18 protein-coding genes and 1 pseudogene are annotated in these 16,785 nt (G+C 55.8%); 11 read left to right on the top strand and 8 right to left on the bottom strand.

The features are described 5' to 3' along the window. Positions 1 to 2 precede the first annotated feature (2 nt). From EDF78_RS09445 to EDF78_RS09430, 4 genes are read left to right on the top strand one after another with little or no spacing between them, the layout of a single operon-like run. On the top strand, positions 3 to 1,235 hold the full coding sequence (locus EDF78_RS09445; RefSeq protein ID WP_133822976.1) for a cyclopropane-fatty-acyl-phospholipid synthase family protein: 1,233 nt from the start codon (positions 3 to 5) through the stop codon (positions 1,233 to 1,235). Further along, on the top strand, positions 1,232 to 1,732 hold the full coding sequence (locus tag EDF78_RS09440; RefSeq protein ID WP_133822975.1) for a DUF2878 domain-containing protein: 501 nt from the start codon (positions 1,232 to 1,234) through the stop codon (positions 1,730 to 1,732). The genes EDF78_RS09445 and EDF78_RS09440 overlap by 4 nt, the downstream gene beginning before the upstream one ends. Further along, entirely contained in the window at positions 1,732 to 2,259 is a 528-nt protein-coding gene (locus tag EDF78_RS09435) for a hypothetical protein (protein WP_133822974.1), read from the top strand. Before EDF78_RS09440 ends, EDF78_RS09435 begins: the two co-directional genes overlap by 1 nt. Positions 2,260 to 2,283: 24 nt before the next feature. After that, complete coding sequence (locus EDF78_RS09430; protein WP_133822973.1) at positions 2,284 to 2,820, top strand: DUF3833 domain-containing protein; 537 nt, start codon at positions 2,284 to 2,286, stop codon at positions 2,818 to 2,820. 329 nt (positions 2,821 to 3,149) lie between these two features. On the opposite strand, the gene yedA is transcribed toward EDF78_RS09430, so the two are convergent. Then, positions 3,150 to 4,067, bottom strand: coding sequence for a drug/metabolite exporter YedA (yedA, locus tag EDF78_RS09425; protein WP_133822972.1), 918 nt, complete (start codon positions 4,065 to 4,067; stop codon positions 3,150 to 3,152). A 224-nt stretch (positions 4,068 to 4,291) separates the two neighbouring features. On the opposite strand from yedA, the pseudogene EDF78_RS26000 reads away from it, so the two are divergent. Beyond that, positions 4,292 to 4,393 (top strand): annotated as a pseudogene (locus EDF78_RS26000) (hypothetical protein); the annotation flags it as partial. A 63-nt stretch (positions 4,394 to 4,456) separates the two neighbouring features. Here the strand turns inward: EDF78_RS26000 and EDF78_RS09420 are convergent. Genes EDF78_RS09420 through EDF78_RS09405 form a run of 4 tightly spaced genes read right to left on the bottom strand, consistent with a single transcriptional unit; the run spans position 4,457 to position 8,333 of the window. Beyond that, a complete protein-coding gene (locus EDF78_RS09420) occupies positions 4,457 to 5,227 on the bottom strand; it encodes an ABC transporter permease (protein ID WP_162928543.1) in 771 nt (256 codons plus the stop codon). Then, entirely contained in the window at positions 5,224 to 6,168 is a 945-nt protein-coding gene (locus EDF78_RS09415) for an ABC transporter ATP-binding protein (protein ID WP_095922737.1), read from the bottom strand. Before EDF78_RS09415 ends, EDF78_RS09420 begins: the two co-directional genes overlap by 4 nt. Continuing rightward, a complete protein-coding gene (locus tag EDF78_RS09410) occupies positions 6,165 to 7,334 on the bottom strand; it encodes an ABC transporter permease (protein WP_095922738.1) in 1,170 nt (389 codons plus the stop codon). The genes EDF78_RS09415 and EDF78_RS09410 overlap by 4 nt, the downstream gene beginning before the upstream one ends. Before the next feature lie 60 nt (positions 7,335 to 7,394). Beyond that, positions 7,395 to 8,333, bottom strand: a complete 939-nt coding sequence (locus EDF78_RS09405) for an ABC transporter substrate-binding protein (RefSeq protein ID WP_133822971.1) — start codon at positions 8,331 to 8,333, stop codon at positions 7,395 to 7,397. 235 nt (positions 8,334 to 8,568) lie between these two features. Here EDF78_RS09405 and EDF78_RS09400 point away from each other — a divergent pair, with 235 nt between their 5' ends. Beyond that, positions 8,569 to 9,633: an NAD(P)-dependent alcohol dehydrogenase gene (locus EDF78_RS09400; RefSeq protein WP_133822970.1), complete on the top strand. Its 1,065-nt coding sequence runs from the start codon at positions 8,569 to 8,571 to the stop codon at positions 9,631 to 9,633. Between the two features lie 115 nt (positions 9,634 to 9,748). Beyond that, positions 9,749 to 11,257, top strand: a complete 1,509-nt coding sequence (locus tag EDF78_RS09395) for an MFS transporter (RefSeq protein WP_133822969.1) — start codon at positions 9,749 to 9,751, stop codon at positions 11,255 to 11,257. A gap of 630 nt (positions 11,258 to 11,887) precedes the next feature. On the opposite strand, the gene EDF78_RS09390 is transcribed toward EDF78_RS09395, so the two are convergent. The 3 genes from EDF78_RS09390 to EDF78_RS09380 form a co-directional block, all read right to left on the bottom strand. After that, the gene (locus EDF78_RS09390; RefSeq protein ID WP_133822968.1) at positions 11,888 to 12,994 is read right to left on the bottom strand and encodes a suppressor of fused domain protein; all 1,107 of its coding nucleotides are present in this window, start codon (positions 12,992 to 12,994) and stop codon (positions 11,888 to 11,890) included. 216 nt (positions 12,995 to 13,210) lie between these two features. Continuing rightward, positions 13,211 to 14,095: an oxygenase MpaB family protein gene (locus tag EDF78_RS09385; RefSeq protein WP_133822967.1), complete on the bottom strand. Its 885-nt coding sequence runs from the start codon at positions 14,093 to 14,095 to the stop codon at positions 13,211 to 13,213. Positions 14,096 to 14,098: 3 nt separating this feature from the next. After that, positions 14,099 to 14,758 carry a TetR/AcrR family transcriptional regulator gene (locus tag EDF78_RS09380; protein WP_095922743.1) on the bottom strand — a complete coding sequence of 220 codons (660 nt, stop codon included), beginning with the start codon at positions 14,756 to 14,758 and terminating at the stop codon, positions 14,099 to 14,101. Positions 14,759 to 14,960: 202 nt separating this feature from the next. On the opposite strand from EDF78_RS09380, the gene EDF78_RS09375 reads away from it, so the two are divergent. From EDF78_RS09375 to EDF78_RS09360, 4 genes are all read left to right on the top strand, one after another. Next, positions 14,961 to 15,218: a hypothetical protein gene (locus tag EDF78_RS09375; RefSeq protein ID WP_095922744.1), complete on the top strand. Its 258-nt coding sequence runs from the start codon at positions 14,961 to 14,963 to the stop codon at positions 15,216 to 15,218. Between the two features lie 418 nt (positions 15,219 to 15,636). Further along, positions 15,637 to 15,894 (top strand): DUF1471 domain-containing protein, encoded by a 258-nt coding sequence (locus tag EDF78_RS09370; RefSeq protein WP_095922745.1) that lies wholly within the window; start codon positions 15,637 to 15,639, stop codon positions 15,892 to 15,894. A gap of 167 nt (positions 15,895 to 16,061) precedes the next feature. Beyond that, positions 16,062 to 16,319 (top strand): DUF1471 domain-containing protein, encoded by a 258-nt coding sequence (locus tag EDF78_RS09365; RefSeq protein ID WP_095922746.1) that lies wholly within the window; start codon positions 16,062 to 16,064, stop codon positions 16,317 to 16,319. Positions 16,320 to 16,463: 144 nt separating this feature from the next. Continuing rightward, positions 16,464 to 16,721: a DUF1471 domain-containing protein gene (locus EDF78_RS09360; protein ID WP_095925175.1), complete on the top strand. Its 258-nt coding sequence runs from the start codon at positions 16,464 to 16,466 to the stop codon at positions 16,719 to 16,721. Positions 16,722 to 16,785 lie beyond the last annotated feature (64 nt).

Raw genomic sequence — 16,785 nt, 5'->3', positions numbered from 1 at the left:
CCATGAGCCAACCTGAAGTGCAGCTCGCCCGCGAAGGGGCGAACAACAGGCGCAGCAAGGCCGCACGCGCATTGATTCTGAGCGTGCTGAAGCAGCTCAAAGGGGCCGGTCTGACACTGCGTGAACCCGGTGAGCAGGCGATATTCTTTGGCGATCCGACCGCTCTGTTGCAGGGCGAAATTGACGTCCGCCATCTGCGCGCTTACCGGCGTGTCTTACTGGGCGGCAGCGTGGCGGCAGGTGAAAGTTTTATTGATGGCGACTGGACCACGCCCGATCTGACCACGGTTTTACAGCTGCTGGCCGAGAACCTGAAACTGGTGGATAAAATCGAAGCACGCCTCAGCTGGCTCAGCACACCCGCCAAAAAAATTATTCATTTTTTCCGCCGCAACAGTCCGTCGCAGGCGCGGAAAAATATCTCAGCGCATTACGATCTGGGCAACGATTTCTATCAGGGTTTTCTCGATGAGAAGATGCTGTATTCCTCGGCCTGGTATCAGGAACCGCAGATGACGCTGGAGCAGGCGCAGGAAGCCAAAATGCGCCGGCTGTGTGAACAGTTGCAGTTGCACGCGGGCGACCATCTGCTGGAAATCGGCACCGGCTGGGGTGCGATGGCCGAATTTGCCGCGCGCGAATACGGCTGTCAGGTGACCACCACCACCATTTCCCGCGAGCAATATCGCTATGCCTGTGAGCGGATCGAAAAAGCTGGACTGAGTGACCGCGTGACGGTGCTGTTTGAAGACTACCGCGCGCTGAAAGGCCAGTTCGATAAACTGGTGTCCATCGAGATGATCGAAGCGGTGGGTAAACGCTACCTCTCCACCTTTTTTAAACGCTGCAACGCGCTGCTGAAACCACAGGGGCGCATGGCGATTCAGGCGATCACCATCGCCGATCAGCGATACGCCGCCTACAGCCGTAACGTCGATTTTATTCAGTGCTACGTGTTCCCCGGCGGCTTTCTGCCCTCGATCACCGCGATGAACGACGCAATGACCCGCTGCACCAGTCTGGTGGTGCGTGACCTGTTCGATATCGGTTCCGATTACGCCCGCACCCTGCATGAATGGCGCGAACGGGTGCAGCACTACTGGAATGCGCAGACTGACGGCGTGCAGGACGAATATTTCCGTCGCCTTTGGCTGTTTTATCTGTGCTACTGCGAGGCCGGTTTCCGCGCCCGCACCATCAGCACCGTGCAACTGGTCGCCGAGCGGCGCGGATGAAATCGCCGCGCTTCTGGCTGCTGACACTGGGCTTTGACGTCTGGTGGACGCTGGCCGTCTGGGGGCGCGACCGTTTTATTATTTTTCTGCTGATCAGCAGTTTTCTGATGCTGGCGTTTACACCCTCGCGCCGACGTTTGTGGGTCGCGACCGCCTGTACGCTGGGCATCATGATGGATTCGCTGTGGTGCATTCTGGGTCTGTTTGAATTTACTGATTCTGCCGCCGTACCGCCGTGGATGATGGCGTTATGGCTGGGTTTCAGCGCCTGGTGGCTGTGGTTACTGGGCACTATCCGGTTGACGTGGTACTGGCTTCCTCTCATCGGCGCGGTCAGCGGCCCGCTGGCCTATTACCTCGGCATGCAGCTTGGTGCGATGCAACTTCTCGCCGCACCGGTGTATGTCTGGCTCTTACTGGCGGCGAGCTGGGCGATATTTTTACCGCTGATAAGCCTGCCGGTTTTGCTAAGCAACCATACAGGGCGGAAAACCTGATGATGCGCGTATTTCTGGCAACACTTTGGCTGATGATGTCTTGCTCTGCCTTTGCCGCCACGCCCTGGAGCCCGTGGCAACAGGTCGGGCGCGCGACCCTGAGCTGGGGGCCGTTTGAGGTTTATCACTCGCAACTGCTGACACCCGACGGTAAGTATCAGGCCGGGAAATGGCCGCAGGCACTGAAGATTGAGTATCTGCGCAAGATTGATCATCAGGAGCTGACCAAAGCCACCGAAGAACAATGGCAGGCGCTGGGATTACTGGCGCAGGCACAGGAAAATGGCTGGCTGGACGCGGTGCAGAACACCTGGCCGGATGTCAGCAACGGCAGCGAAATTGTGTTTGTCGCCACTGAGAATGGCGGCCAGTTTTACAGCCAGCCCGCGAACAGCGTGCTGAGTACGCCGGTGGGCCAGCCATTCAGCCCGGCATTCCGCGATGCTTTTCTGGCGATCTGGCTCTCGCCCGCCACGCAATATCCTGATTTACGCAGCAGGCTGACCGGCGCAACTGCGCCCGATTAATACCATCTTATTGGGGGAGTTTTTATGACTGTTCTGCGCAAGATTTTTTTAACGCTGATCGTCGGCACAATGCTGCTACTGACTGGCTGTAAAGCCACTGTTCAGGATTACGCGCAGGCACAACCGAAGCTGGATATTTTCAGCTGGTTTGCCGGTGACAGCGTGGCTTACGGCATGGTGCAGGATCACAGCAACAAACAGACGCGGCGCTTCACCGTCAAAATCCATGGTGACGTGGCGGGCGATACGCTGACGTTGCATGAAGACTTTGTCTATGACAAAGGCGAAAAACAGACCCGCGTCTGGCACATCCGCAAACTCGATGACGGCAGCTATAGCGGCACGGCGGGCGATATTATCGGAACCGCCACCGGTCATTCTGCCGGCAACGCGTTTAACTGGAAATACGTGATGGATGTGAAATCAGGCGGCAGCACCTACCGCCTGAACTTCGATGACTGGATTTATCAGCAGGATGAACAGCACCTGTTCAACGTCACCTCCCTGACAAAATTCGGCGTGGAAGTCGCGCGGGTGTCGATCTTCTTTGAGAAGAAGTGAGGTTAATTCGATCTGCTCCCTCCCCTGCGAAGGGGAGGGTTGGGGTGGGGTATTAAATTAAAATCAATGAGTTGAAGTATGCTTTGACCGGGTGCTAGCCCTTAAAACCCCCTCCCAACCTCCCCCTTCGCAGGGGGAGGAGGGAAGCGCGATCTGCTCCCTCCCCTGCGAAGGGGAGGGCTGGGGTGGGGTGGGGTATTAAAGTAAAATCAATGAGTTGAAGCATGCTTTGACCAGGTGTTAGCCCTTAAAAACCCCCTCCCGCCTTCCCCGTTCGCAGGGGGAGGAGTAAAACAACCCAGCTGTCACATCTGCGAAAGGGAAGCGGTTTAAACCTTCACTTCCGTGATCTTAGTTTTCTTACGCCCGAACACGAATTTCCCCAGCGTCACCAGCAGGACTGCGCAGAGGATCACGCCTAAGGCCACCCACTCCACCGGCGACAGGGATTCGCCCGCGAAACCTATGCCGAGCAATACCGCGACGATCGGATTCACATAGGCGTAACTGGTGGCGACAGCCGGACGTACGGTTTTCAGCAGGAACATATAGGCGCTGATGGCAATCATCGAGCCGAATACCACCAGATAGCCGAGCGCCAGAAAGCCGTTCAGCGAGGGGGCGGCGGTCAGGTGTTCACCGCTGAACCGGCTGGCGACCAGCAACACCACACCGGCGATAATCATTTCTGCCGCACCCGCCATCAGACCTTTTGGCAGGGGCAGACGCGAACTCCATACCGAACCAAACGCCCAGCTCAGCGAGGCGAGCAGAATCAGCGCCGCGCCCCACGGGTTGCCTTGCAGATTACTGCCGGTATTGAGCAGCACAATGCCGAACAAACCGATGGCAACGCCGGTCCATTCCAGACGGCTGTTTGGCATGCCCCACAGGCGGCTGAAGCACAGGGTAAACAGCGGCACGGTAGCAACCATCACTGCCGCAATGCCAGACGGCACCTGCATATGTTCGGCAACCGTCACCAGCCCGTTACCCACCGACAGCAGCAAGATGCCCACCGCACCGGCGGCCATCCATTGTTTAAGGGTCGGAACGTGATGCCCGCGTAACAGCAGGAAAGTAAACAGAATGCATCCGGCGACGAAGAAACGCAGACCCGCCATCATCAGCGGCGGCCAGCTTTCTACCCCCACGCGGATGACGAAATAGGTAGAACCCCAGATAAAATACAACGCAAACAGTGAGGCGATTAACGGCAGCAGAGCACGTCCGGCAGAACCCATCATAGAAATAACTTATTAGCGTGATAACGAAGGCAGACAGTTAACGCTATTGGCCTGATTACCGGCAAGGAAATCTGTGCTATCGCGTCAAAATGTTGCTAAAAAGTTTCTGTATATGACAAAAAATACCTGTGCATCCGGCTAAAAGTAATCACAGCATGAATAGTCTGTTGCAGGGGTGAGGAAACGATTTATAATTCGTCGTTCAAATTTCTGAGGTATTGCACATGAATTCGCTTGGCAAAAAATTATTTATCGCGCTGTTTGGTCTGATGGCAATTGGCGCAATTGGTGGCGTGATGGTTGCCGGTTATGCCGTGGTGATCCAGGACGACGCTAAACCGGTCAGCGATAACGACGCCCCTTCTGTGGTGCCTGCGCCGCCTGCGGCATCAGCGAACTGATCCCTCTCCTGACCGCTGCTGCCAGCGTTGTAACCACAGGCTCCAGCGTTCAAACAGCATATCCACGCAAATCGCCAGCAGTGCAACAATCACCGCGCCCTGCAATACATACGCCGTGTTAAACCCGCTCAGGCCGATAATAATCGGTGAGCCGAGGCTTAACGTGCCGACCGACGAGGCGATCGCCGCCGTGCCGATATTGATGATCACTGACGTACGGATGCCGGAAATGATCACCGGCGCGGCCAGCGGAATTTCCACTTTCCGCAACATCTGCCAGCGGCTCATGCCGACGCCCTGCGCAATCTCGCGCGCCGAAGGCGGCACTGATTCGATCCCGGCAATCGTTCCCTGCAACACCGGCAGTAAACCGTAAAGCACCAGCGCGATAATCGCCGGTTTTTCACTGAATCCCATCACCGGCACCGCGACGGCCAGCACCGCGACCGGCGGAAAGGTCTGCCCCATCGCCACCAGGGTTTCCACCAGTGAGCGGAACTCTTTACCCGCCGGACGCGTGACCCCGACGCCTGCCGCCACGCCAATCACCACCGCAATCAGGCTGGAAATCCCGACCAGCAACAGATGCGCCTGCACCAGCGCGGCGAAACTTTCCTGCTGATAGACCGGCCTGCTCAGTTCAGGAAACAGCCAGTGGAACAGGCCGCCGAGCGAGGTCATGCCAAAAATCAGCGCCAGCAATAAAGCAAACAGCCAGATCAGCGGATCCGTGATGACCCGCACCACAACCCGTGTCATGCGATGCTCCTTTGCGCGGTCAGATCCGCAAAATGCAGCACGCCGAGCGGCTGCCCCTGTTCATCCACCACCGGCAAATGCTGAACCTGCTGCGCGACAAACGCCGACAATGCCTGACTCAGGCTCATGCTGTCGGTCAGCGGTTTGCCGCTGCCGGTGTACAGCTCACCGCGCCGCGTCAGCGAACCGACTTCCCGCAGCGACAGCAAACGAATACCCATGTCGCTGCCGCCGAAGAAATCGCGTACGAACGGCGTCGCCGGTTGCGTCAGCAGTTCCAGCGGCGTGCCCTGCTGCACCACCTGCCCGTCGTTAAGCAGGACGATACGGTCGGCCAGCGCCAGCGCCTCGTCGATATCATGGGTCACCAGCACAATGGTGCGGTGAGTGATTTTATGAATACGCGCCACCTCTTCCTGTAAGGTTGCGCGGGTCACCGGATCCAGCGCACCGAAGGGTTCATCCATCAGTAACACTTCCGGGTCGGAGGCCAGCGCACGCGCCACGCCGACGCGCTGCTGTTGCCCGCCGGAAAGCTGATGCGGATACCGCTGACGGAACTGTTTCGGGTCAAGATTGAGCAGGTTCATCAGCTCGGTCACGCGGTCGCGGATTTTGGCTTTCGGCCATTTCAGCAGTTGCGGCACCGTGGCGATGTTCTCTTCCACCGTCCAGTGCGGGAACAGGCCAATCGACTGTATGGCGTAGCCCATGCGGCGGCGCAAATCCTGCGCACGGAATTTTTCTATCGGTTCACCGGCAAAAAGAATTTCGCCGCGATCGTGCTCCACCAGCCGGTTAATCATCTTCAGCGTGGTGGATTTCCCCGAGCCGGACGTGCCGATCAGCACCGTGAATTCGCCTTTCGCCATTTCCAGCGTCAGGTCGCGCACGACCGCTTTTCCGGCAAAGTGTTTGCTTACCTGTTTGAAATGAATCATCTGCGTGTGGTCTCCAGCATTGAGACGGCGAATTTAAAAGCGCTGTCGACGACGACGGCCATCAGCACCGCAGGGATCACACCGAGCAGCACCAGATCCAGCGCGCTGCTGAGCAAGCCCTGGAACATGATGGCACCCAGTCCGCCTGCGCCGATCAGCGCCGCGACCATCGCCATACCGACGGTTTGCACCGCCACGATGCGGATACCGGTCAGGATCACCGGCAAGGCGATCGGCATCTGTACACGGAAGAAGATCTGCACCCGGTTCATGCCCATGCCACGCGCGGATTCGATCACCGCTTCCGGCACCGACTCCAGCCCGGCAATCACCCCGCGCACCAGCGGCAGCAATGAATAGAGCACCAGCGCAATGATCGCCGGGGCCAGCCCGATACCGCTGATACCGTGCTCCGCCAGCCACGGCACCGCTTTCGCCAGTCCCGCCAGCGGCGCGAGCAGTAAACCAAACAGCGCGATCGACGGCACGGTCTGAATAATATTGAGCACTGACAGCACCGGTCCGCGCCAGCGCGGTTTGCGGTGACACAACAATCCGGCGGGCAGACCGATCAGCACCGCAGGCACCAGCGTGCCAAACAGAATGCCGAGATGCTGCCACAGCGCGTCGTTAAACACGTCGGAACGGTTGTCGTATTCTTTGAGCAGCGAAAGCTGGGCAAGCTGACCGTACGCCAGCAGCAACACCACCGGCACGATCATTTGCACGTTGAGCACAATCCGCAGGCTGTGATTGCGGGTGAAACGGGAAATGGCGTCGGAGGCAATCAGCAGACACAGCGCGGCAGCCGACCAGAAGCCGCCGCCGAGCGAGGTGCGCGCGATGCTGTCCTCATCGCCGCCGGCCAGTTGCACAGCACCGTGTCCGGCCAGCCAGACCAGCGCCGTCAGCAGGATTTCCGCCAGCAACATCACCAGCAAATGATGGCGGCCATACAGCGTCACGAAGGCGCAGGCCAGCAGCAATAAAGCCGGAATGAGTAATAACGCGGAGTAGCCATGCAGCAGACTCGCCAGCGAAATGCCCTTGCCGGACACCAGCCGGTTGGGCGCATGGCTGAGAAAGGCCAGGCCGAAACCGGCCAGCCACAGCAGCAAAACCAGCGTCAGCAGCACGCGGTTTTTGACGGGAGAATGATGAGTCAAAACAATACCTGAGTCCGGTGAGCACGACCCGCAGGCCGTGCTCAGGGCGTCACTGCCCGGTTATTTTTTAACGAAACCTTTTTCCTGCAAATATTTCGCCGCGACCTTTTTCGCATCCTGACCATCCACCGCGATTTTCGCGTTCAGGCCCTGCAACGTTTTGGTATCGAGCGACGCAAACACCGGTTTCAGTAAATCAGGAATGTTCGGATGCGCTTTCAGCGCCGCCTCGCGGATGATCGGCGCTGGCGCGTAAATCGGCTGCACGCCTTTCGGATCTTCCAGCGTTTGCAGGCCCAGCGCCGCCACCGGGCCGTCCGTGCCGTAAGCCATCGCCGCATTGACGCCGGAAGTCTGTTCGGCAGCCGCTTTAATGGTGACCGCCGTATCGCCGCCCGCCAGCGACAGTAACTGCGCCTGATTCAGTTTGAAACCGTAGGCATTTTCAAACGCCGGTAACGCATCCGGGCGCTCGATAAATTCCGCCGAGGCCGCCAGTTTAAAATCGCCGCCGCTGCTGATGAATTTGCCCAAATCGCCCAGGGATTTCAGGTTATGCGCACTCGCCACGTCCTGACGCACCGCGATGGTCCAGGTGTTATTGGCCGGAGACGGGCTGAGCCAGACAATTTTGTTCTGGTCGTAATCGAGCTTTTTCACTTTATCGAAACCGGCCTGGGCATTTTTCCACGCCGGATCTTTATCGTCGGAGAAGAAGAACGCGCCGTTACCGGTGTATTCCGGATAGAGGTCGATTTCACCGGCGGTGATCGCGCCGCGCACTACTTTGGTCGTCCCCAGCTGTAACTTATTGGTGGTGTGAATGCCATTAGCTTCCAGCACCTGAATAATGATGTTGCCGAGCAGCGAACCCTCGGTATCAATTTTGGAGCCGACACGCACGGCGTCATCCGCCGCCTGTGCGCTGAAACTGATGGCTGACACCAGTGCCAGCGCTGCCACGGAAAATCCCCGTACTCGCCCGGTTATTACAGTCATGTTCTATCCTCTTATCGGGTTATGTTGGTTTTGTCGCCCGGCGACTGCTCTTTTTTATTCTTTCACTCATGAAAACAAGCTGCTAACAAGAATAGTCCAATTTTGCGCAGGGGAATGGATGGTGAGCCATAAAAGCAGGCGGCGGTATCGCTGTAAAATGCGTAAATGTTCGAAGCTTATCCGCCGCATTACTTAGGCCACCCTCGTCCGTTTTCCCTGCAGACAGGAGAACCCGATGTCAGTGCAACATCCACACAGAACGCATCCCCGCATGATCAGCGCGGCTATCGCTGACAGTGATCATCACCTGAAATTCGAAAAGATCCGCCTTGGCGCGCCGCGTCGTAATGAAGTCGGCGTACAGATTGTCGCCTGCGGGATCTGCCACACCGATCTCAGTTTTCTGTCGCCCGGCGTGGTGCCGGGCCACGAAGGCGCCGGGATTGTCGATCAGGTCGGCAGCGCGGTGACCGGGGTGAAACCGGGCGATCATGTGGTGCTGTCGTTTCAGTCCTGCGGCCGGTGCGACGCCTGCGAAAATCACCGGCCGGTGGACTGCGAACACTTCTCCACCCTGAATTTTGGCTTCTCACGCCTCGACGGCAGCAGCGCCTATCCGCAGGGTATCGACGGGCACTTTTTCGGTCAGTCGTCGTTTGCCAGTTATGCACTGGTGACGGAACAGAATCTGGTCAAAGTGGATAAATCGCTGCCGCTGGCCACACTCGCGCCCCTCGGCTGCGGCCTGCAAACCGGCGCGGGAACGGTGATGAATACCCTGAAGGTGAAAAAAGGCGACCGCCTGCTGATCACCGGCACCGGCACGGTCGGCATGGCGGCGGTGATGGCGGCAAAAATCGCCGGAGCGAAGGAGATTATCGCCCTCGATCAGCATCAGCACCGTCTGGATCTGGCGCGTGAACTGGGCGCAACAGACGTGCTGAAAACCGGCCAGGAGCGCAATCTGCAAGGGACGCTGGATTACGTCATTGATACGGCGGGCGTACCGGCGCTGGACACCCTCGGACAACAGGCGCTGAAAGACGGCGGCGTGATGGTGCGCCTGACCGGTGCCGGTGGCGCGACGCTGTCACGCGGGCGGAAAATTCTCAGCGTCATTCAGGGGGATTCGGTCGCGCAGGAATTCATACCGACAATGATTTCGTTGTGGCAGGCGGGGAAATTCCCCTTCGATCGCTTACTGCATTTTTACGATTTTGAGGCCATTAATCAGGCGGCAGAAGACAGCAGAAACGGCAAGGTGATTAAGGCAGTTTTGCGCTGGCGACAGCACGCTTAGATCACTTAGTTTTAACTTATAGCCATTTATTTTCACTCAACCCCTAATCAGGACTTGTGACCGGTATCACGTCGCCTCTATGCTGGTTTTTTTGTCAAAAAGCGTAAACACAACAATGTCTGATTCAATTGCGGCCTCTCAGGCCGCCTCTTCAGGGGATTACAGCGCAGCCGACACTGCGTCTGACCAGCCGGTGGTGATTCGTTCCGCTGCCGATATTACTCAGTTAGTGAACCGTGGCGCGGCCAAAATCAGCGACGCGCGCATCGTGATTGCTATCGCACTGGGCGGCGTTTTCCTCGACGCCTACGACCTCGGTGCGCTGGCTTTCGGGATGAAAGATATTACCCGCCAGTTCGGCCTGACGCCTTCCGGCGCGGGCTTTGTGGCATCGGCCATCACCTTCGGGGCGATTGTCGGCGCACTGTTCGGCGGCTATCTGACCGACAAAATCGGCCGTTACCGCGTATTTATGGCTGATATGTTCTTCTTCGTGATTGCCGCGCTGGCCTGCGCCTTTGCGCCAAACGAATGGGTATTGGGCGGCTCACGCTTTGTGATGGGTCTGGGGGTCGGTATCGATTTACCGGTCGCCATGGCGTTTCTGGCGGAGTTCTCAAAACTTCAGGGACGCGGCAATAAAGCCTCGCGCGTGGCGATGTGGTGTCCGACGTGGTACGCGGCGATCAGCGTGTCGTATCTGCTGGTTCTGCTGCTTTACGCGGTGCTGCCGGCTACCCATACCGACTGGTTATGGCGTCTGATCCTCGGTTTCGGCGCAGTACCGGCGATCCTGATTATCGCTATCCGCCACCGTTATATGAATGAATCGCCGGTCTGGGCAGCCAATCAGGGCGACCTGCAAAGTGCGGCGGCGATCCTGCGCAAGTCATACAACATCAATGCCGTCGTGGCAGACGATGCCGATAAGACACCGCAGGTGAAAGTACGTAAAGCCGCATGGCGCAACTACGGCACGCTGTTGCAGGGCGTTTATCTGCGCCGCACCGTGCTGGCGACCGTCACTGCCGTGGCCTCGTCCTTTGCCTATAACGCCGTGGCGTTCGGGCTGCCGGTGATCTTATCCAGCTTCCTGCAACAGTCGATGATCAGCACCATTCTGTTCTCACTCGGCCTGAACCTGTGCTTCGCCTTTGTCGGCGGCCTGATTGCGGTGCGTTATGTCTCGAAATTTGGCGCATGGAAAATGACTTACGCCGGTTACGCCTGCCAGCTGGTCGCGATGATCGGCCTGGCGCTGGTGGGCCGACCGGCCGACGGCGGAGAAGCGGCGATTTCCATCGCCATGCTGGCGTTATTCCTGTTCGGTCAGGGCTTCGGTCCGGGTTCGCACACTATGACATTTGCGTCACTGAGCTATCCGACGTCGCTGCGCGGCATGGGTGTCGGCTTCAACCAGACGCTGATGCGCGGCAGTTCCACGGTCTCGTTGTTCCTGTTCCCGGTCCTTTCCGCGGCGCTCGGCACCGGCGTGTTCTGGGTGATCGCGTTAGCGCCACTGGCAGGCTTAATCGTGCTGACAGCGGTACGGTGGGAACCGTCGGGATATGATGTGGATGCTGAGGATTTTCAGCCGGAAATTAAACCGGAGGCAGCGGTTTAATCGCTGCTAAACGTGCAAGCACTCTTGCATTAGCTTGTACATAGGATAGAGAGATTTCGGTTTCTCACTCATGGTTATCACATGGCCCTTCGTGCCGAAACCGCCCAAAAGGGGAAAGTGCTTTTCCCCTTTTGGATTTCCCCTCGCTTTTTCACTACGCGCTATCGCGGGCACGACGGACATGTTCCGCTGCCAAGATGAGTGGCGCAAAATGTCATCGCTTCGCGATTCCCTCATTTCAGGCTTCGAGCCATGGGTCTCGAACCATTCATTCGGTGCCATTTTTGAGCACGCCAATCAACCTTTTTAAAAGATGAACAACAGTTTGCCGTTGAATTTAAGATCGTGCGGGCGATTCAGAAATCTTGCTGAACGGAGCGGCCTGAAGACCTCAGGCTTCAGGACCGAGAGAAGGCACCGCGAAGCGGCAAGATTTCCAGCCTGTCACTGAGATACCTGAAACATAGCCAGCGAGCGAAGCGCGCAGTGTAAGAGCCCGGGATTCTCAAGGGGTGCGGCGACAGGCGCCCCTTGAGGCCAGTTTGGGTGGCAACCCAAGGTTTTGTGGGTGTGGGCGGCGAGCCCACGGTCTTGACCTTAAAGCCAAATTTGAGCGGCAACCTCAAAGCCTCAGACCACCGCGCTTCTCGGCGCAAACACATACCCGATGTCGTTCTCGATCATCGCGGCGACCAGTTCAAATCCGCCGTTCGGTTTGGCCTGCGCAAATTCCAGTTCGCTGGTGAATACCGGGCTGACCCAGAACTGATTCACCGGATCCCCGTAAATCTTCGGCAAACGCATTTTGTCGGCAGGGCCGCAGAGTGCGGAGGAAATCACGTGGCCTTCAAAACCAAGCGGTGCCATCGGTGACATCAGCGTGTGGCCTTCGCCGAGCCAGCTGAGGGTGGTCCAGGGAACTTGTGCGTAACCGGATAACGCGCTGGCCATCTGCACCGCATTCTCTTCCGTGACGTATTCCTTGCCGACCGAAAAAGCCAGCTCGATGCGGCGGTGTTTTTCCGCTTCGTCATTAAAAACAATGTCGATTTGTGGCATCGGGCGGATGCTCATGCCGACCGTGAAGAAGTAGTAATTTTCTTCATCTTCATGCTGGGATATCGCCATCGGCGGCCAGCAGCCCTGATTGATCAGATAATATTTCAGCGAGGGACCAAAACGATCTTCGTAGGATTCCAGCAGCTTGCGCTGAATTTTCGGCCACGGATTACTGAACTCATTTTGCCAGTCACGCCAGAACAAACGGGTCTTTTCCGCCAGCTCACATTGCGTGTTCGTCGAGGCAGAACCCAGCGGGAAGGTCAGCGGATTCTGTTTAATGCATCCGGCGGAATAACACACCGAATGGTCGATATACAAACTCCAGCCGGGGATCACCGCCAGTAACAATCCCTGATACCACAGTGCCGCGCCGTCATCGCTCTCGTTCCATAAAATCTGGATTTGTGCCGGATCCAGCGGCGCCTCGCCTTCCAGATTACGGCAATACTGCGCCGCCAGCATCGGAGCCATCCCCTGCTCCATCGCGTCGGTATCATCTTTCACCGGCGCGGGCACCAGATTACGCACCCAGCAGGCACGCATTTTCGGAAAACGGTCGCGCAAATCTTCACGGGCGAAAATGTAGAAATACACCACGCGGTTATCCTGCTCGACCAGCGCGGTCAGGGTTTGTTTGTCGTTACTGACTTCAGCAACAATGTCGGACTGGCGCATATGACCTCAGCAAGATTAGGAAGCTTATTATTCCCTGTGATGGTCAGTGTAGAACGGTTATGCCAGCCCGATAACGGGCAATATTCCCAAAAATCTCCGATAAGGCTTTAAAACACGCGCTTTTTTACCTAAGCGGCAAGACTTACGGATAAGTCGCACACTGGGAGAATCGGTTGAGCGCCGACCGGGCCGGGCGCATATCCGCATCGTTAACGATCAGCGAAGACGCCCCATCCGCCGCATGGCGCGATGCCATGAGCCGTTTCTTACCGCCCAGCGCAGCACGCCTGCAATGCGGCGGGTACCGAAACGCACAATTTTACGTTTAGACGGGGAATGGGAAATCCCCAGTTGCGTGGCGGCCCAGTCAGGCAATAATTCAAACCCCGCCTGAATCATCAGGCTGCCAACCGGTTTCGCCAGACGGCTTGGCGCGGGCGCATTTCGCAAGAGTTTGACCACTTCCAGCGTACGTTCGTCGCAGCGCAACTGCGGGCGCATCGCCTGCAAATAGGTTTCTACTGCCGAGACACTTTCCGGCACATTCACCGCGCCGAGGCTTTTCGCCACGCGGGAAAATTCCTGATAATAACGGTTCTGATCCGCCAGGCTGAGCGAAGGATTGCGGTAACGCAGGTGAGATTGCAGGAAACTGTAGGCTTCGGCCACATGCACCCAGACAAGGAGATCCGGGTCGCTGGCGGCATACGGCGTGCCACAGGCATCGGTTCTGGTGACCCGCAGATGAATGGATTTGACCTTATCGATTAACAGGTTGGCCTCGCCGACAGGGGCAAAGGTGGTGGCAGAAATAAACTGGCTGGTACGGCGCAAACGGCCGAGCATATCTTCACGAAACGAGGAGTGATCCCAGACACCGGCCAGCGCCAGCGGGTGCAGCATTTGCAACAGCAACGCACTGACGCCGCCGCAAAGCATGGAGGAGAAATCGCCGTGGATCCGCCAGGTGACGCTTTCCGGACCGAATAATCCCGGGTCGCCCGGCGGTTTCTCAAAGTCTATACCGCCTGACGCCAGGCCCGAAATACTCAGCACCTGGCGTTCTATTCTCTTTCTCAACAATTGTCTGAAATCCGGCATCCGTTAATGTGCAGCAGTGCTGATAACGGTCGCTTTAGCCAGTTGCGGCCAGATATTCATGACCACGTCGATAAGCCGGTTCAGTTCATCCGAACTTGCGCCATCACGCGCCTGAACCGAGAAGCCCTGAATGGTGCAGGCGAGGTATTTCGCCAGCAGGGCGCTGTCGGTCACAGCGGTCAGATCGCCGCTCTGTTTTTTCTTCTCGAAATATTCAAACAGAGTGCGTTCCTGCGAGAGGTGGCGTGCACGCAGCATTTCGGCAATATCCGCAGACGATGAAGACATCCCGGATGATGCGCTGATCATAAAGCAGCCACTTGGCGTGTCGCAGTCGGTAAACAGCTCAACGATGGCACGTAGATAGCGCCCGACCGTATCCTCGACGGACAAATCTGTTCTGCTCAGTAAACATGAGCTCTTTTCGTAAAAGTTTTTCAGATAATGTTCAACGGCTGCGCGGAAAAGCCCTTCTTTGTTGCCAAATTCGGCATACAGAGTAGGCGCTTTCGCACCGGTTGCTTCGACCAAATCAGCTAATGACGTGGCCTCATAACCATGGCGCCAGAATAAATTCAGGGCCTTGCTCAGAGCAGTTCCACGGTCGAACTGTTTTGGGCGACCGCGACTTTTCCGGACCAAAGCCGTCTGTTCAGTGCTCATACACCCTCCTTCCATCACCATTGTGATTATGGTTATAAAAACTTATCGTTGAAATAAGTTAACGATCATTATTAAAAATAGTTGCGCACAAGTCCAGCGGAGTTTATCATTTAATTATCGAGCGATAAGAAAATCACTCACACCCGCAAAGCAGCACAGCTAAAGACGCTTTTTATAAGCAATAAACCCAGGACGTAACATCATGAGTAACTTCAAAATCCTTCTTGCAGTTCTGGCATTGACCGCTGTACCGGTTGCCAACGTTGCCGCACAGCAGGTTATCATGATGCCTTTACAGAGTCAGGAAGTCGCCATGGTCAATGTGACCGGTGACAGTAACTTTTGTAACCCGGCTACCTGCGCGAACAAAAAAGTCGAACAGGGCCGAATTCCAACTTCTCCGACTCAGCCACCTGCACCTTCGACCTCTGGTCATCAGCCCCCTTCTATCTATTACTAAAGAAGAGTGGCACCTGACGACAGATTGTCAGGGCAGGAATAACGATAAGGCGGCCTGTGTCGCCTTATCTTTTTCGTCGCCGACCCCTGTTTTATCACCCTCTCCGGTCAGAACCAACCATTAACTTAGCGATCATTAAAGATTCATTCAGCTCATTTTTAGATAAGCCCTATCCCTGTGAGTTTGGTGAATCATTTTAAAAACATAAATTTAACAAAACCAAAACAAGATGCCGTTTTGATGTGATGCGTGTCACAGCAAAATAAGTTAACGCTCATTAAAAAAACATCTTGCACAAACTCTCAACACCCCTTACCATTTACTTATCGAACGTTAACTAATAAATAACGTTGACCCGACACTGAGGGTTCGAAAGAAGAATCCCCGAACAACAGATTAATGAACAGGACAAGACATCATGAAAAACATCGCAATGACACTCGCAGCTCTGACACTGGCTACCGCTTCTTTCTCTGCCCTGGCAGCTACTGAAGTTCAGTCCGCTCCGGCAGGTGAACAAACCATCGGGACCATCAGTGCTTCTTCAAACGGCAACCTGAGCACCCTGCAGTCAAAACTGAATGCTAAAGCGACAGAAGCCGGTGCAACGTCTTACCGCATCATCGGTGCTTCTGGTGAAAACCACTTGTACGGTACCGCAGAGCTTTATAAATAAGCCCGCTGGGGTCCGCTAGAAGATTGTTCCGCACAATTAGTTAACGATTAATAAATAAATCAGTTGCGCAGTTTGTGATCAAGGTCTAACATTTACTTATCGAACGTTAATAAATAACGTCGGACTGAAAAATCACCTGCTGATAAAGAGATATAAGGAAGACCATCATGAAAAACGTAAAAATGACATTAGCTGCAATTGCCCTTGCTACCGCATCATTCTCGACGCTGGCGGCAACAGAAGTTCAGTCTGCCCCTGCCGGTCAGCAAGCTATCGGTGTGGTCAGTGCAACATCAAGCAATGACCTGTCCAGCCTGCAGAATAAACTGAATGCCAAAGCCAATGACGCCGGTGCAAGTTCATACCGCATCATCGGTGCATCCGGTGAAAATCACCTGTACGGCACAGCTGAGCTGTATAAATAAGCACTGAGTTTTAAGGGTAAAACGACATTGAGTTGACGATTAAAAAACTGAATGTTGTATCGGACAGAAGACAGCTTTGCCCATTAAATGAACGTTGATGACAACGCCTGGCAAAGCTTAAAAAATCGAATTGAGGAAACCATCATGAAAAACATTACTATGACTCTCGCCGCCATTGCGCTGGCAACCGCTTCATTCTCTACCCTGGCGGCAACAGAAGTTCAGTCTGCGCCTGCTGGTCAGCAAGCAATCGGTGTGGTCAGTGCGACATCCAGCAATGACCTGTCCAGCCTGCAGAATAAACTGAATGCCAAAGCCAATGACGCCGGTGCAAGTTCATACCGCATCATCGGTGCATCCGGTGAAAACCACCTGTACGGTACTGCAGAGCTGTATAAATAAGCTGATGTAAGCAGTAAAGAGCAGTAAGCAGAAGAGGCGGCGTTTGCCGCCTTTTTCGTGTCCG

Source organism: Rahnella sp. BIGb0236, from assembly GCF_004364755.1.
Classification (GTDB): domain Bacteria; phylum Pseudomonadota; class Gammaproteobacteria; order Enterobacterales; family Enterobacteriaceae; genus Rahnella; species Rahnella victoriana.
The sequence above is the reverse complement of the archived record's forward strand: the minus strand, read 5'-3'. Positions and strand labels throughout refer to the sequence as shown.

Excerpts from the sequence above, each read along its gene's own strand:
- EDF78_RS09445 (WP_133822976.1), top strand. The coding sequence starts at position 3 with ATGAGCCAACCTGAAGTGCAGCTCGCCCGCGAAGGGGCGAACAACAGG.
- EDF78_RS09440 (WP_133822975.1), top strand. The coding sequence starts at position 1,232 with ATGAAATCGCCGCGCTTCTGGCTGCTGACACTGGGCTTTGACGTCTGG.
- EDF78_RS09435 (WP_133822974.1), top strand. The coding sequence starts at position 1,732 with ATGATGCGCGTATTTCTGGCAACACTTTGGCTGATGATGTCTTGCTCT.
- EDF78_RS09430 (WP_133822973.1), top strand. The coding sequence starts at position 2,284 with ATGACTGTTCTGCGCAAGATTTTTTTAACGCTGATCGTCGGCACAATG.
- yedA (WP_133822972.1), bottom strand. The coding sequence starts at position 4,067 with ATGATGGGTTCTGCCGGACGTGCTCTGCTGCCGTTAATCGCCTCACTG.
- EDF78_RS09420 (WP_162928543.1), bottom strand. The coding sequence starts at position 5,227 with ATGACACGGGTTGTGGTGCGGGTCATCACGGATCCGCTGATCTGGCTG.
- EDF78_RS09415 (WP_095922737.1), bottom strand. The coding sequence starts at position 6,168 with ATGATTCATTTCAAACAGGTAAGCAAACACTTTGCCGGAAAAGCGGTC.
- EDF78_RS09405 (WP_133822971.1), bottom strand. The coding sequence starts at position 8,333 with ATGACTGTAATAACCGGGCGAGTACGGGGATTTTCCGTGGCAGCGCTG.
- EDF78_RS09400 (WP_133822970.1), top strand. The coding sequence starts at position 8,569 with ATGTCAGTGCAACATCCACACAGAACGCATCCCCGCATGATCAGCGCG.
- EDF78_RS09395 (WP_133822969.1), top strand. The coding sequence starts at position 9,749 with ATGTCTGATTCAATTGCGGCCTCTCAGGCCGCCTCTTCAGGGGATTAC.
- EDF78_RS09390 (WP_133822968.1), bottom strand. The coding sequence starts at position 12,994 with ATGCGCCAGTCCGACATTGTTGCTGAAGTCAGTAACGACAAACAAACC.
- EDF78_RS09385 (WP_133822967.1), bottom strand. The coding sequence starts at position 14,095 with ATGCCGGATTTCAGACAATTGTTGAGAAAGAGAATAGAACGCCAGGTG.
- EDF78_RS09380 (WP_095922743.1), bottom strand. The coding sequence starts at position 14,758 with ATGAGCACTGAACAGACGGCTTTGGTCCGGAAAAGTCGCGGTCGCCCA.
- EDF78_RS09375 (WP_095922744.1), top strand. The coding sequence starts at position 14,961 with ATGAGTAACTTCAAAATCCTTCTTGCAGTTCTGGCATTGACCGCTGTA.
- EDF78_RS09370 (WP_095922745.1), top strand. The coding sequence starts at position 15,637 with ATGAAAAACATCGCAATGACACTCGCAGCTCTGACACTGGCTACCGCT.
- EDF78_RS09365 (WP_095922746.1), top strand. The coding sequence starts at position 16,062 with ATGAAAAACGTAAAAATGACATTAGCTGCAATTGCCCTTGCTACCGCA.
- EDF78_RS09360 (WP_095925175.1), top strand. The coding sequence starts at position 16,464 with ATGAAAAACATTACTATGACTCTCGCCGCCATTGCGCTGGCAACCGCT.